The organism is Streptomyces sp. NPDC059816 (genome assembly GCF_042732055.1).
Classification (GTDB): domain Bacteria; phylum Actinomycetota; class Actinomycetes; order Streptomycetales; family Streptomycetaceae; genus Streptomyces.
In genome coordinates, this window is the sequence record NZ_JBHWIQ010000031.1 from 1 (window position 1) to 13,467 (window position 13,467).

Genomic DNA, 13,467 nt, shown 5'->3' on the forward strand with positions numbered 1-13,467 from the left:
CCCCGCCCACCTGAGCGGAGCCCCCGTCAGACGGGGGCTCCGCTCAGGTGTGCGACGCTCCGCACGGGCGGGCGCGCGGCTTGCTCAGGCGGGCTGTTGCGCGGCGGAGATCCGCTCGTTGCGCAGCGCCTCGTACCAGCGGTCGTCGGTCGGCGGCAGCGCGTTCACATCGAGCGCGAGCTTCAGCAGCAGGTCCGCGACCAACGGATTGCGGGCGAGGACCGGCCCGTGCATGTACGTACCGAACACGGTGTCGTTGTACGCGCCCTCCGTGCCGTCCCCGCTGCCGTTGCCCCGACCGATCCGCACCCGGGCGAACGGCCGTGCCGTCGGGCCCAGGTAGGTGACGCCCTGGTGGTTCTCGAAGCCGGTGAGCGGGGGCAGCCCGAGCCGCGGGTCGATGTCCCCGAGGACGTCGCCCACGCACCGCTCGCCCTCGCCGCGGACCGTCTTGACGTCGAGCAGCCCGAGGCCCGGCTCGCGCTGGCCGAGGTCGTTGATGAACTCGTGGCCGAGGATCTGGTACCCGGCGCACACCGCGAAGACGATCGCGCCGTTCTCCACGGCCCGCGGCAGCCCGGCGTCCCGACGCAGCCGCTCGGCGGCCAGCCGCTGCGGACGGTCCTCACCGCCGCCGATCAGGTAGATGTCACCCGAGGTCGGGATCGGCTGGTCACTGCGGACGTCGATCCGGGTGACGTCCAGGCGCCGCTGGCGGGCCCGGCGCTCCACGACCAGGGCATTGCCCTGGTCGCCGTACGTGCTGAGCAGGTCCGGGTAGATCCACACCAGACGCAGACTGCTTTCGCTCATCCTCAAAATCCTTGGCTCAAAGGCCCATCGTGCGGGGCGGGCGTGCGGGAACGCGGCTCGGTCGGCCGGGTCAGTTGCCGATGCGGCGGCGCAGGTCCTGGAACGCGGTGTAGTTCGCGATCACCTCGATGCGCCCCGGCGGGGCCAACTGCACCGCCTGGTCGACCGAGTCGCAGACCTGGAAGCTCTGGTTGGCCACCTCCAGCCGGACCGCGAGGTCCAACTTGCGGTCACCGACCACGAAGATCGGGTGCCCGGTCAGCCGCGTGTAGTCCACGTCCCACAGCCACGAGGTGTCGGTGCCGTCGGCACCGCGCGCGTTCACCGAGAGGATCACCGGCGCCGGCGCCGGGTCGATCAACGAGAACGTCTCCAGCCAGCCGGCCGGGTTCTTGGCCAGCAACAGCCGCAGGTCACGTCCCATGAACTGGACCACGTCGTAGCGGCCCGCGACCGCCTGCACCTGGTACATCCGCTCCAGGGCGACCTGCGGCGGCACCCCGAACACGGCGGCCACCGCGGCGGAGGTCGCCGCATTGGCCTTGTTGGCGCGGCCCGGCAGCTGGAGGTGGATCGGCCAGACCGAGCCGTGCGGGTCGAGGACGTAGTCGCCCTGGAGGGCCCAGCTGGGCGCGGGACGGCGGAAGCCGCACTCGCCGCAGTACCAGTCGTCGCCGGGGCGCTGCATCACACCGCCGCAGGACGGGCACGACCAGGCGTCGTCCTTCCACATCTGGCCCGCCGCCACCCAGATCACGTTCGGCGACGAGGACGCCGCCCACACGACCAGCGGATCGTCGGCGTTGGCGATCACCACGGCCTTGGTGCCGGCGAGGCCCTCACGCCAGTGCTCGGCCAGCATCCGGGTCTCGGCGGCCCGGTCGAGTTGGTCCCGGGAGAGGTTCAGCAGCGCGATCGCCTTCGGCTCCACGTCACGGGCCACTCCGGACAGGTACTTCTCGTCGACCTCGATCACGCCGTAGCGGGAGTCCGAGCCGCCCGCGAGCGCCGAGGTGATCCCGGCGGGCATGTTCGCGCCGAGCGCGTTCGACACCACGGGTCCGGCGGCGCGCAGTGCCTCCGCGATCAGTCGGGTCGTCGTCGTCTTGCCGTTGGTGGCGGAGACCAGTACCACGTCCAGGTGCTGCGCGAGACGTCCGAGCAGTTCCGGGTCGAGTTTGAGCGCCACCCGGCCGCCGATCACCGATCCACTGCCGCGGCCCGCCGCGCGCGAGACCGCCGCGGCCGCCTTGCCCGCCGTCACGGCCAGCTTGGCTCGTGGCGACAGCGGGTCCGGGTTTGCTGCCATCGTTGTGCGTCCTCCTTGCGTACGGCGCCGCGCCTGCACCGGCCTCGATAGCCCTCAGCCTATCGAGATACGGTCACCTGCCCGAACCACGGCACCGTCCCCGATTGCGTGGGTCCGGTGAACGTACCCTTACCCCCATGCCGCACAGCACCATCCCGGGAGCCTCCGGACACGTACGACCCCTTGTCCCGCACGGCGATCCGGTGCTCCGCGGGCCCTGCGCCGAGGTCACCGCGTTCGGGCCGCCGTTGGAGCGTTTGGTCGAGGACATGTTCGCGACGATGTACGCGGCCCGGGGGGTGGGGCTGGCCGCCAACCAGATCGGCGAGGCCCTGAGGGTGTTCGTGTTCGACTGTCCCGACGACGAGGACGAGCGCCACCTCGGTCATGTGGTCAACCCCACGCTCCTCAGCGCCGACGGCATCGTGATCCGGGGCCCCGAGGGGTGTCTGTCCCTGCCCGGGCTCGAAGCGGGCACCGAACGCTTCGACCACGCCGTGGTGACGGGGGTGGACGTGCGGGGCGAGCCGGTGCACCTCGACGGGACGGGGTTCTTCGCGCGTTGTCTCCAGCACGAGACCGACCACCTCGACGGCGGGCTGTACGTGGACCGGGCGACCGGATGGCGGGCCCGGCGGGTGCGGCGCACGCTGGAGCGGGACCGGCAGGGCTAACGCGACCGACGGCCTCCCCTGGCGCCGGGTCAGAAGCCGGGGCTGCCCGCGCGGTCCCCCGCGGCGGCCAGCCGGCCCCACAGCAGATCCGCGAGGCTGCGTACCAACTCCGCCCGCGAACAGGGTCGTTCACCCAGCCACCAGTCACCGGCGGCGTGCATCATGCCGATGATTCCGTGGCCCCAGACCCGCGCCAGCCGGTCCCCGTCGGGGCCGAGGTCGAGCCGTTCCTCGATGACCCGGGCGAGTTCCTCTCCGAGGTGCCGCAGCAGGGGCGCGGAGTGCTGTCCCGCGTCGAACGCGCCGTCCGCGGGTGCCCCGCCCTCCGCGGGGTGCATCAGGAACCGGTAGACCTGGGGCCTGGCCTCGATCGCGGCGAGATAGGTGTCGAGGGTCGCCTCGACCCGTTCGCGCCGTTCGGCCGGGGCGTCCAGGGCGCTCCGCAGCGAGCTGAGGAGCGCATCGGTGTGCCGCTGGGCCAGGGCCGCGTACAACCCGCTCTTGTCGCCGAAGTGGCGGTACAGGATGGGTTTGGTGATGCCGGCCTCGGCGGCGATGGCGTTCATCGAGGCACCCGGGCCGTCCCGGAGCACCACCCGGTCCGCGGCTTCGAGCAGCTCGCGCCGGCGCCGGTCGGCGGACCGTTTCTGATCGCCCCGCTGTGTGGTCTCCATGGTCTCTCCCCACCCCGAATGAATCTCGATGACGCCAGCGAAAACTAACACCCCGGGCCGGGGCACCCCGGGCTGCGAGCCCCCCTTCGGCGGGTGCCCGACCGGGTGTTGGCGGCGCCCGCCCGCCGGCGACGACGCGGCACGGTCGTGGGCGCGTCGGACCGGCCCGGCGGGTACGCCGGACGGGGTGCGCACCGGCTCCGGGCCCGGCCCGTCACTGGCCGGGCAGGGCGTGGCGGCCGTGGCGCAGCGGTGTGAGCTGTTCGATGTCGTAGCGGGCGCGCAGTTCCGCGATCGCCGTGTGGTCGGGGGCGCCGCCCGCCGAGAGGATCTCCAACAGTTCGTTGAAGTAGCGTTCGTGGTCGGGGGGCGGGGACGACTGGAAGAACATCCTCGCCGGGGAGTCCGTGGGATTGGCGAAGGCGTGCGGACAGCCCGGCGGAACCACGATCACGGTCCCCGGGGTGGCCCGTACCACCTGCCGCCCGCCCGGGGACTCCCAACGCTGCCAGCGCTCCGCGGTGCGCACCTTCGGCTCGAACGCGAGCACGTCCAACTCGCCCTCCAGCACGTAGAACAACTCCTCGCTGCGCGTGTGCACATGGGCGCCCACGTCGAAGCCGGGCGGCACCACCACCTCGAAGCTCGACGCCACCTGGGAGTGCTCGCCCGTCACCTTGAACGTGACGTCCTGGGCCGGGGTCAGCACCCGCTTGCCGTGCCCCGGTGGCACCAGCAGCCCCTCGCCCACCGAGCGGACCCCCTCGGGCGGGATCAATGCGGTCATCCGCGGCCCTCCCGCCGGGTCACCAGGTCACCGGCAGGGCTTCGGGCCCCCGGATCAGCGCGCCCTTGCGCCACGGCACCTCCTGCGGCGGCACGGCGAGCCGCAGTCCGGGCAGCCGGTCGACCAGTGTGGACACCATCAGCTCGGCCTCCATCTTCGCGAGGATGCCGCCCACGCAGTAGTGCGGTCCGTGCCCGAAGGACACGTGCGGATTGGGGCTGCGGTCGAAGTCGATGCGGTCCGGTTCGGGGAACACGTCCGGATCGCGGTTCGCGGCGAGGTACGACACGTACACCGGGTCCCCGGCACTGATCCGCACGCCCCGGACGTCCACGTCCTCCATCGCGATCCGGGAGAGTCCGACCGCGCTGCGGTGGGGGATGTACCGGATCAACTCGTCGATCGCCTGCGAACGCACCCCGGGGTCGGTCCGCAAGCGCTCCCACAACTGCGGCCGGGTCAGCAGCAGGTAGATCAACTGACCGGTGTTGTTGGTGACCGCCTCGCCGCCGATCTGCACCAGCACCGCCAGCCCCACGGCCTCCTCCTCGCTCACCTCCCCCCGGCCCACCGCGGCCCCCAGCAGCCCGACGACGTCCTCAGACACCCCGTCCCGTCCCGAGCGCACCAGATCCGTGAAGTACGCCACCATCTCGTCCTTCGCGCGCTCGCTGACCTCGGCGCCGTTCGAGGAGGACAGGATGAGCTGGGTCCAGGTGTGCATGCGTTGCCGGTCCGCGGCCGGCACGCCCATCAGCTCGCAGATCACGGAGATCGGGAACGGGGCGAGCACCCGTTCGGTCAGGTCCGCGGGGGGTCCGTCCCGCAGGAGACCGTCCACCAACTCGTCCAACATCTCCTGCGAGCGCTCCCGGATGCGCTGCACGCCCCGCGCGGTGAACGCCGCCGCGACGGCGCGCCGCAACCGGGTGTGGTCCGGCGGATCGGCGAAGCCGACCGCGCCCGGCACCGGGATGAAGTGCGGTGCCAGCCGGGTCACCTGGCGGCCCATCACCGCCGCTCGACTGAACCGCGGGTCGTTCGTCACGGCCCGTACGTCGTCGTAACGGGTCACCAGCCAGGCCCAGCCCTCCCCGTTGGGCAACTGGACGCGGTTGACGGGGCCCTCCCGCATCAACTCGGCGAGCACCGGATCGAAGTCGACTGCGGTCAGGTCCAGGGCGGGCCAGAACCGCACGGGCAAAGGAGCGGTCGTACGGGTCGTCTCGTTGGTCATGCCGATGGCCTTCGTCGTCGGTGGAACCGGTCAGCGGAGCGCGTCGGGAAGCGGGGATCGGGACGGAGGGGAGCGGGCGACGACTCGCGGCCGGGTCCGCACCCCGGTCCGGCGCGCCAGGGGCACGCGCCGGACCGGGGAACGGGCCCCGGGACGGACAGGACGCGCCGGTGCGCGCGGGCCCGCGCCCTCAGGCGAGGGCCTGACGGGGCGCCTGCACCGAGGACGTCAGCGGCTCGTCCGCGTTCACCCAACGCCCGAGCGCCATCTCGGCGGTGATCCCGGGGCCGAACCCCGCGAGCAGCCCCCGCGCGCGGTGCGTGGCGCCGCCCTCGTCGAACAGCCTGCGCAGGGCGTCGAGCACCACGGCGCTCGCGATGTTGCCGTACTCGGTGAGGGTGGCGCGGCTGAAGCGGAACGCCTCCCCGGGGACCTGGAGGAACTTGCTCAGATCGTCCAGGATGCGCGGGCCGCCCGCGTGGACGATGTAGAAGTCCAGGTCGGTGGCGTCCCAGCCGTGGACGTTCGCGAGCTGCTTGAGCGCCGGGGCCAAGGGTTCCATCGTCGCGGGAACCCGCTTGTCCAGCAGGAAGTGGAACCCGGTCGCCCGGACGTCGTACGCGATCCAGTCCTCGGTCTTCGGGATCAGGTACGAACCGTTGCGCTCCAGCGTGACGCCGGTGCCGCCCTGCCCGCGCACCACGGCCGCGGCGACCCCGTCCCCGAACAGGCCGTTGGAGAGCAGCGACCCGATCCCGAGGTCGGTCGGCTGGTAGCACAGGGAGCAGAACTCGCACGCCACGATCAGCGCGTTCGCCTCCGGATAGGCGGTGCAGAAGTCGTGCGCACGGTTGATGGCGGCACCCCCCGCCGCGCAGCCGAGCTGGGCGATGGGTATCTGCCGGGTGTCGCTGGAGAACTCCATCGCGTTGATCAGCCAGGCGGTCAGTGACGGCATCATGAAGCCCGTGCACGAGACGTAGATGATGACGTCGACGTCTGCGGCCCGGAGCTCGGCGTCCTCCAGGGCGCGCCGCACCACGGCCGGCACCCGGGCCTTGGCCTCCGCCTCGTACAGCTTGTTGCGGTCCGCGAAGCCCGGGTGCTTCAGGGTCTCCTCGATGGGTTGCACGATGTGCCGGGTCCTGACGCCCGTGTTCCTGATGAGACGCAGTGCCAGCGGCAGCTGGGGGTGGTCGGCGTGGCGACTGCTCGCCAGCGCCAGCGTGTCCTCCATCGTGATGATGTGCTCCGGAACGGATACAGCGGGTCTGCACAGTGTCGCCATGTACGTGCCTTCTCTCGCCCCCCGGACGAAGGGTGGTCCACCCACGATGACCCGCGTCGGCGGGGATATCGCGTCGGACTACTCCAGACCGGGGGTGCGGGGCGCGGCGGCACCGGTCGCACCGCGGGTCAGCCGAAGTCGGCCCGGGTCCGTATCTCCAGCCGTCCCACCGACTCCTGGCCGTACCGGCGCTCGTACGCGTCCCTGATCCGTTCGATCAGGGCGTCGCGCGAGCGGGCCTCCCCGACCGGGTACAGCAGGATCAGTTCGTAGCTGCGCTCCCGCTCGATGGTGCCGTGCCGGTCCCGCCACTGTCCGCGGCCCTCCTGCACGGTGAGCCCGTCCGGGAACCCGGGAGTGACCTCCTGGTCGACGAACCGGCTGAACTCCCGGTCGGTCACCGCCGGGCCGCCGTCCGGGCGCTCGGTACCGAAGAACAGCCGCGTCTCGACGTACGCGGAGCCGCGCAGGGGCACGGCGGGCCGTGCGGTGCCCGTCGCCCCACCGGACCCCTCCCACGCGGAGCTGACCGCGGGGACCCCGGCACTCAGCGCGGCCAGTGCGGCGCTCGTGGTGAGGACCCGACCGAGGGTGCTGCGGGTGCTCGGACGCAAGACGGCCTCCCGGGGTGCGATGACCTCCGCACCGTCCCCTCGCCCATCCCGGACGCCATCGCGACCCCGCTCCCGGATGCCGCGAACCCCCCGTGCGGGCGCAGCCCTCCGCAGGCCCGTACGGGCCCGGAGCACACCCTCGCGGGTCCGTCCGGGCCGCCTACGGGGTCAGGACGTCGCGGTCGTCTGGTGGGCGATGCAGGCCACGTCGATGCGGTCGGCGAGTTTGGCCAGCTCGATGGCCAGGGTGGCCACCGTGTCCTCGTCCAGACCGGGCCGTTCCCGCTCCACGAGATGGAGCCAGTGGGCTCCGATCCCGCGCAGCAGCTTGCTGACATCCGCCGCGGCCACATGCAGGCTGCCGTGACTGTCGATGATCACAGGGGGCGTGACTTCCCGGCCCACTGGTTCCTCCCGGGGACGACGACGGACTGGATCGTATCCGCCGGGGGGCCCGCCGCGGCCGTCCCGCGCCGAGGGCCCTCGGATTGCTCCGGTCAGGGGCCCTGCCACACCGTGGTGATGTTGCAGAACTCGTGCAGGCCGTGCCCGGACAGCTCCCGCCCGTAGCCGGAGCGCTTGACGCCCCCGAACGGGAAGGCGGGGTGCGAGGCCGTCATCCCGTTGACGAAGACCCCACCGACCCGCAGGTCGCGGGTGAACCGTTCGATCTCCGAGGCGTCCCTCGTCCACACGTTGGAGCTCAGCCCGAACGGCGTGTCGTTCGCCACCGCCACCGCCTCGTCGACGTTCGCCACCCGGTACAGGGTGGCGACCGGACCGAACGCCTCCTCGTGGTGGATGCGCATCTGCGCAGTGACATCGGCCAGGACGGTGGGTTCGTAGTACCAGCCGTCGGGGAAACCCGGTGGCCGGCGTCCGCCGCACAGCACGGTCGCGCCGCTCTCCACCGCCTCGTCCACCAGTTCCTCCAGATCGGCCCGCCCCCGCTCCGTCGCCAGCGGCCCGACCTCCGTCGCCTCGTCCAGCGGATCGCCCACCCTCAGCACGCGCATCGCCTCGGTGAACCGGTCGCTGAACTCGTCGTACACGTCCTCGTGGACGACGAACCGCTTGGCCGCGATGCACGACTGACCGTTGTTCTGCACCCGTGCCGTGACCGCGACCCGGGCCGCCCGCTCCACATCGGAGGAGGGCATGACGACGAACGGGTCGCTGCCGCCCAGCTCCAGCACCGTCTTCTTGACCTCGTCCCCGGCGATCGCCGCCACGGAACGTCCCGCCGACTCGCTCCCGGTCAGGGTCGCCGCCGCCACCCTCGGGTCCCGCAGCAGACCCTCCACCGCGCCGGAACCGATCAACAGCGTCTGGAAGCACCCTTCTGGATAGCCCGCGCGCCGGAACAGGTCCTCCAGGTACAGCGCCGTCTGCGGCACGTTTGAGGCGTGCTTCAACAACCCCACGTTGCCCACCATCAGGGCCGGAGCCGCGAACCGCACCACCTGCCACAGCGGGAAGTTCCACGGCATCACCGCCAGCACCACGCCCAGCGGCCGGTACACCACCCGGACGCCCACCGCACCGGAGTCGGTCACGTCGACGGGGTCCGGGACCTCGTCCGCGAGCAGGGCATCGGCGTGCTCCGCGTACCAGCGCATCGCCTTGGCGCACTTGGCGGCCTCGGCGCGGGCCTGCGCGATCGGCTTGCCCATCTCGACCGTCATGACCCGCGCGATCTGGGGCCCGTCGTGGTCCAACAGGTCGGCGGCGCTGTGCATGAGCCGGGCCCGCTCGTACGGCGGCAGCAGCCGGAACCCCTCGAAGGCCGCCGCCGCGGTCGCGAGCTTGCGTTCGACGCCGTCGGCGTCCAGGGCGTCGAAGGCGGCGACCTGTTCGCCGGTGGCGGGGTTGACGGTCGTGAGAGACGGGGGAGCGGGGGACATCGGGTACCTCCTGGTGCGCGGTTCTTCGACCCTCACCCGGCGCGGACCGCACCGCAACGCGGTGCCCGTCGTCAGGGCCCCGACGATGCGGTCAACCGGTCGAGGAACACCCGCTGTCCCTTCACCAGCGCCTCGCGTGCGGCGTCGATGCCGAACCAGGCGACCCGGTCCAGCTCCGGGAAGGTACCGGTACGGCCGGACCGGGGTGGCCATTGCATGGTGAACGTGCCGGGCACCACATCCGCCGGGTCCAGGTCCGCTTCGACGGCCCAGACGGTGACGACCTTCCCGTTCGCCTGGGTGTTCTCGCCGAGCGGGACCGCCGCACCGGACGGCGGCGGGAGTCCCAGCTCCTCCTGGAACTCCCGCCGGGCCGCGTCCCACGCCTCCTCCGGCGGAACGTACTCGCCCTTCGGCACGCTCCACGCCCCGGCGTCCCGGCGCGCCCACAGGGGCCCGCCCATGTGCCCGAGCAACACCTCCGGGCCGCCCGGGCGGTGCCGGAAGAGCAACAGGCCCGCGCTGCGCCTGACCGTCATGCCGCCGGCCCCCTGCCCGCCGGCCTCCCGGCGACCGCGAACACCGACTCCACCGTGTCGGCCTGGTCGGCCGACTTGTCCTCCCGGTACCGCACCACCCGCGCGAACCGCAGGGTCACCCCGGCCGGGTAGCGGCTCGACCGCTGGAGCCCGTCGAAGGCGACCTCCACCACGGTCTCGGGCCGGACCGTCACCACGAACCCGTCGTCGCTGACGGCGATCCCCGACAGGTGTGCGGTCTGCCAGGCCAACATCTCGTCGGTGAGCCCCTTGAACGTCTTGCCCAACATCGCGAAGGTGCCGTCGGGTCGCCGCGCGCCCAGGTGCAGGTTCGACAGCTTCCCGGTCCGCCTGCCGTGTCCCCACTCCGCCGCCAGCACCACCAGGTCCAGGGTGTGCACCGGTTTCACCTTCAGCCAGGACGCTCCCCGACGGCCCGCGCTGTACGGGGCGGAGAGCGCCTTGACGACCACGCCCTCCTGGCCGCGGTCCAAGGCCGCCGTCAGGAAGGCCTCCGCGGCGGCCTTGGCCGGTGCGCCCCCGTCCGGGCCCGGGTCCACCACCGTGCGCCGGACCCGCGCGGCGGCCGGCACCAGTCGGGCCAACTCCTCGTGCCGGCGTTCCAGCGGCAGGTCCACCAGCTCACGGCCGTCGACCGCCAGGACGTCGAAGAAGACCGGCGACAGCGGAACCGACCGCGCCGCCGACGCCACGTCCGCCCGGGAGCCCACCCGGCCCGCCGTCTCCTGGAACGACCGGGGCCGTCCGTCGGCGCCCAGGGCGAGCACCTCACCGTCCAGGATGAACCGCTCACCGGGCAACTCCAGTACCAGGGAGACGAGTTCGGGAAGCCGGTCGGTGATCTCGTCGAGGGTCCGGGTGAACACCCGTACCGTGTCCGTGTCCCGGTGCACCTGCACCCGGATGCCGTCCAGCTTCTCCTCCACCGCGCACGGCCCGCCGAGCCGGTCCACCGCCGCACCCGCCGAGGGCGCGCTCCCGGCGAGCATCGGCAGCACCGGCCGACCCACCGTGAGCCGGAACGCGTCCAGCGCCTCGGGGCCGTCGGCGAGCAGCGCCCCCGCCACGTCCGGCAGGGAACCCGCGAGCATCACCGCGCGGCGCACCGCCTGAGGGGGCGTCGCCGTGGCGCCGGCCAGGCCCTCCACGGCGAGCGCGTCCAGCGACCCCTGCCGGACCTCACCGCTCAGCAGTCCGCGCAGGAACCGCTGCTCCTCCTCGGTGGCCGCGCCGAACAACTCCCCGACCAGCCGCACCCGAGTGGCCCGGGCCCCCGTCCCGGACACGGCGGCCAGCGAGGACAGCGCGGAGTCCACCGCCCGCACGGTCAGCAGCGGCTGCGCGGCGGGCTCCACCCGGTCCCGCAGCACGCTCCAGCCCACGCCGATCCGCCCCTGCGGCAGCCGCCCCGCGAGGTACGTGACGACCACCGGCGCGTCCTGCGGCTCCGTCTCCCGGAACAGCTCCGCGAGCAGCGCGACCTTCCGGGTCCGGGCCGAGGTGGCGCCGACGTCCCGGGACACCTGGGCGAGTCGGGCGAGCAGCATGCGGCCATCCTGCGACGGGACCGGGCTCCGCGCGAGCCGTCACCTCCGGCAGGGGGGCGGCGGCGCCCGCGGCTCAGGGGCCCGGGCTCACCAGTCGCCGTCCGCCACCGGACGGCCCGGCCGGGGATCGCCGAGCGGCTTGACCTGAGGGGCACCCGGCGCCTGCCAGGGCGCGTGGTCGTCGCCGATCCAGTCACCGACCGGCCTGACCGCCCGGAGGGGGTTCGCGGGCGCCAGGTCCACCGCCGTCGCGTCTTCGTCGTAGTAGTCGAACCAGGGCAGTCCGGCGGCCGTGTACGCGGCCCGGTCCACCGGGGACGCGGGAGGCCGTTCACCGGTGATCCGTCGCCACTGGGGTGCCGTCACCAGATGCACGAACGTGCGGGCCGAGGGCTCCTGGGCCCAGTCGGTGGGCGGCCGGTCGTCCCGGAACACCTGTTGCCGCATCGACCCGCCCGCGCCGAGGCCCATCGCCGCGGCCCGCTGCGGCGGTCCGCCCCGGGTCTGCGAGGCAGCCGCAGGGGGCGGCGGGCCGCCCGGCGCGGGCAGGGCCGACCCCACGGCCCCGTACGCCACGGCGGTCCGCTGCCGGGCCGCCGCGCGCTCCGCTTCCCACGCGCGCCGGGCCGCGTCACCGAGCCCGAACGCCTGGAGCTGCACGCCGCCCACCGTCTCCTCGCCGGTGACCTGGCCCTCGACCGTCGCCCCCAGGCCCAGCGGCACCGCGACGAACTGACGCACCGTTCCCCTACCGGAGTTGATCCCGTCGAGCCACGGCTGCCGCGGCAGCACCAGGTAGTTCTGCGGACGCCGTCCCAGGGTGCCGCTCCACGGCTCCCCGGAGACCGCGCAGACCTTGCCCACCCCCACCTGGAGGGCGGACGGCTCCACCGTGCCCGAGAAACTCAGCCACATCGCCTCGCGCAGGTACACCGGCAGCATCACCCCGCCCTTGGCCAGCCACTCGGGCGGCACCGACCCGGCGTAGTCCTCCACCCGTCGGATCGGAAAGGTGCCGAGGCCGGGCGGGAGCGGGTGCGTCCCCGTCTCCGGCAGCCTGAGGGTACGGACGAACCGCACCCGGACCCCTCCCAGTACAGTTGCGTCCCCGTCGATCCGGGCGGCGCTCGTGACCATGCCGGCTCCCCTCTGTTGGCGCGTCTGCTGCGTCGGCCCCGCCGCCCGTCCGGCGGACGGGGTCCCCGCTGGTATCACGAACGGGCGGACGGTGCGGTTCCGTGCGCTGCGGGCCGACGCAGCCGCCCCCGGGCCACGAGTTCCACGGTGAACGCCACGGCCAGCGCCTGGACCGCCATCAGCGCGATGAGCACGAACAGTTGCACCGCCCCCGCGAGGACCGGGGACGCCCCGCCCAACAGCATCCCCACGAACGCGCCCGGCAAGGTGACCAGACCCACGGTCCGGGTCTGGTCGAGTCCGGGCAGCAGGGCGTCGGACGCGGCCGGCCGGGCGATCTCCAACCGTGCCTCGCGCTCCAGGAAGCCCAGGGCCAGACACGCCTCGACCTCCCCGGCGCGGGCCGTCAACTCGGCGAGCGCCCGCCGCCCCGCCAGGACCGTCGCGGTCAGCGCGCCCCCGATCAGGATGCCCGTCACCGGGATCATCGCGATGCCGCGGGCGGGCAGCAGCCCGGTCACGAGGAGCAGCAGGACCAGCGGTGCCACCGGCGCCACGACGGGCACCGCCGTCCACCACCAGCCGCGGCCCGCGGTGAGCCGCCGCCCCGCGGTACGGGTGGCGACCGCGCACATCAGCAGCAGGAACGCGGTCGTCGCCGCCAGGTACTGCACCACCCAGCCGATCACCAGCGACACGGCCGCGAGTTGCGCGGCGGCCCGTCCCCCCGCGACCGCGACCTCCCGGGCCCGCGACCGCGACCCGTCGGGCGCCAGCCGGTACACCGCCGCCACCGCCGCGGCCACCACCAGGAGCAGCACCAGGGCCGCCGCCAGCCCTCCGTTGACCGGAAGCAGGGTGTCGGCGGCCAGCGCCGCCGGACGGCGACCGGTACCGGGGGAGCCCATCGAAGGATCACGCAT

14 protein-coding genes are annotated in these 13,467 nt (G+C 73.2%); 1 reads left to right on the plus strand and 13 read right to left on the minus strand.

Translation table 11 applies throughout. The annotated features are described in order from the left end of the window. Window positions 1-84 precede the first annotated feature (84 nt). Both ACFV88_RS30685 and ACFV88_RS30690 read right to left on the minus strand, forming a co-directional pair. The gene (locus ACFV88_RS30685) at window positions 85-813 is read right to left on the minus strand and encodes a type 1 glutamine amidotransferase (protein ID WP_385495316.1); all 729 of its coding nucleotides are present in this window, start codon (window positions 811-813) and stop codon (window positions 85-87) included. Window positions 814-883: 70 nt separating this feature from the next. Then, entirely contained in the window at window positions 884-2,122 is a 1,239-nt protein-coding gene (locus ACFV88_RS30690) for a MurT ligase domain-containing protein (protein ID WP_385495317.1), read from the minus strand. A 137-nt stretch (window positions 2,123-2,259) separates the two neighbouring features. Here ACFV88_RS30690 and def point away from each other — a divergent pair, with 137 nt between their 5' ends. After that, window positions 2,260-2,796: a peptide deformylase gene (gene def / locus ACFV88_RS30695; RefSeq protein ID WP_385495319.1), complete on the plus strand. Its 537-nt coding sequence runs from the start codon at window positions 2,260-2,262 to the stop codon at window positions 2,794-2,796. A 29-nt stretch (window positions 2,797-2,825) separates the two neighbouring features. Here the strand turns inward: def and ACFV88_RS30700 are convergent, their stop codons facing one another. The 11 genes from ACFV88_RS30700 to ACFV88_RS30750 all read right to left on the minus strand — a co-directional run bounded on the left by ACFV88_RS30700 (window position 2,826) and on the right by ACFV88_RS30750 (window position 13,467). Continuing rightward, window positions 2,826-3,470: a TetR family transcriptional regulator gene (locus ACFV88_RS30700; RefSeq protein ID WP_385495320.1), complete on the minus strand. Its 645-nt coding sequence runs from the start codon at window positions 3,468-3,470 to the stop codon at window positions 2,826-2,828. 214 nt (window positions 3,471-3,684) lie between these two features. Then, complete coding sequence (locus tag ACFV88_RS30705; protein WP_385495321.1) at window positions 3,685-4,257, minus strand: cupin domain-containing protein; 573 nt, start codon at window positions 4,255-4,257, stop codon at window positions 3,685-3,687. A 19-nt stretch (window positions 4,258-4,276) separates the two neighbouring features. Then, entirely contained in the window at window positions 4,277-5,494 is a 1,218-nt protein-coding gene (locus tag ACFV88_RS30710) for a cytochrome P450 (RefSeq protein WP_385495322.1), read from the minus strand. A 190-nt stretch (window positions 5,495-5,684) separates the two neighbouring features. Beyond that, the gene (locus tag ACFV88_RS30715) at window positions 5,685-6,782 is read right to left on the minus strand and encodes a type III polyketide synthase (RefSeq protein WP_385495323.1); all 1,098 of its coding nucleotides are present in this window, start codon (window positions 6,780-6,782) and stop codon (window positions 5,685-5,687) included. A 128-nt stretch (window positions 6,783-6,910) separates the two neighbouring features. Further along, window positions 6,911-7,396 (minus strand): DUF3574 domain-containing protein, encoded by a 486-nt coding sequence (locus tag ACFV88_RS30720; RefSeq protein ID WP_385495325.1) that lies wholly within the window; start codon window positions 7,394-7,396, stop codon window positions 6,911-6,913. Between the two features lie 168 nt (window positions 7,397-7,564). Then, window positions 7,565-7,801: a DUF6213 family protein gene (locus ACFV88_RS30725; protein ID WP_385495326.1), complete on the minus strand. Its 237-nt coding sequence runs from the start codon at window positions 7,799-7,801 to the stop codon at window positions 7,565-7,567. Window positions 7,802-7,893: 92 nt separating this feature from the next. After that, window positions 7,894-9,300, minus strand: coding sequence for an NADP-dependent succinic semialdehyde dehydrogenase (locus tag ACFV88_RS30730; RefSeq protein ID WP_385495327.1), 1,407 nt, complete (start codon window positions 9,298-9,300; stop codon window positions 7,894-7,896). Window positions 9,301-9,371: 71 nt separating this feature from the next. Then, entirely contained in the window at window positions 9,372-9,839 is a 468-nt protein-coding gene (locus tag ACFV88_RS30735; protein ID WP_385495328.1) for an NUDIX domain-containing protein, read from the minus strand. Beyond that, the gene (locus ACFV88_RS30740; RefSeq protein ID WP_385495329.1) at window positions 9,836-11,407 is read right to left on the minus strand and encodes an ATP-dependent DNA ligase; all 1,572 of its coding nucleotides are present in this window, start codon (window positions 11,405-11,407) and stop codon (window positions 9,836-9,838) included. Before ACFV88_RS30740 ends, ACFV88_RS30735 begins: the two co-directional genes overlap by 4 nt. A gap of 87 nt (window positions 11,408-11,494) precedes the next feature. Beyond that, window positions 11,495-12,544, minus strand: a complete 1,050-nt coding sequence (locus ACFV88_RS30745; RefSeq protein ID WP_385495331.1) for a hypothetical protein — start codon at window positions 12,542-12,544, stop codon at window positions 11,495-11,497. A 74-nt stretch (window positions 12,545-12,618) separates the two neighbouring features. Continuing rightward, window positions 12,619-13,467 (minus strand): ABC transporter permease, encoded by an 849-nt coding sequence (locus tag ACFV88_RS30750; RefSeq protein WP_385495332.1) that lies wholly within the window; start codon window positions 13,465-13,467, stop codon window positions 12,619-12,621.

What these genes read in the sequence shown, in the direction of transcription:
- ACFV88_RS30685 (WP_385495316.1), bottom strand. Translation starts at nt 813, where the DNA reads ATGAGCGAAAGCAGTCTGCGTCTGGTGTGGATCTACCCGGACCTGCTC.
- ACFV88_RS30690 (WP_385495317.1), bottom strand. Translation starts at nt 2,122, where the DNA reads ATGGCAGCAAACCCGGACCCGCTGTCGCCACGAGCCAAGCTGGCCGTG.
- def (WP_385495319.1), top strand. Translation starts at nt 2,260, where the DNA reads ATGCCGCACAGCACCATCCCGGGAGCCTCCGGACACGTACGACCCCTT.
- ACFV88_RS30700 (WP_385495320.1), bottom strand. Translation starts at nt 3,470, where the DNA reads ATGGAGACCACACAGCGGGGCGATCAGAAACGGTCCGCCGACCGGCGC.
- ACFV88_RS30705 (WP_385495321.1), bottom strand. Translation starts at nt 4,257, where the DNA reads ATGACCGCATTGATCCCGCCCGAGGGGGTCCGCTCGGTGGGCGAGGGG.
- ACFV88_RS30710 (WP_385495322.1), bottom strand. Translation starts at nt 5,494, where the DNA reads ATGACCAACGAGACGACCCGTACGACCGCTCCTTTGCCCGTGCGGTTC.
- ACFV88_RS30715 (WP_385495323.1), bottom strand. Translation starts at nt 6,782, where the DNA reads ATGGCGACACTGTGCAGACCCGCTGTATCCGTTCCGGAGCACATCATC.
- ACFV88_RS30730 (WP_385495327.1), bottom strand. Translation starts at nt 9,300, where the DNA reads ATGTCCCCCGCTCCCCCGTCTCTCACGACCGTCAACCCCGCCACCGGC.
- ACFV88_RS30735 (WP_385495328.1), bottom strand. Translation starts at nt 9,839, where the DNA reads ATGACGGTCAGGCGCAGCGCGGGCCTGTTGCTCTTCCGGCACCGCCCG.
- ACFV88_RS30740 (WP_385495329.1), bottom strand. Translation starts at nt 11,407, where the DNA reads ATGCTGCTCGCCCGACTCGCCCAGGTGTCCCGGGACGTCGGCGCCACC.
- ACFV88_RS30745 (WP_385495331.1), bottom strand. Translation starts at nt 12,544, where the DNA reads ATGGTCACGAGCGCCGCCCGGATCGACGGGGACGCAACTGTACTGGGA.
- ACFV88_RS30750 (WP_385495332.1), bottom strand. Translation starts at nt 13,467, where the DNA reads ATGCGTGATCCTTCGATGGGCTCCCCCGGTACCGGTCGCCGTCCGGCG.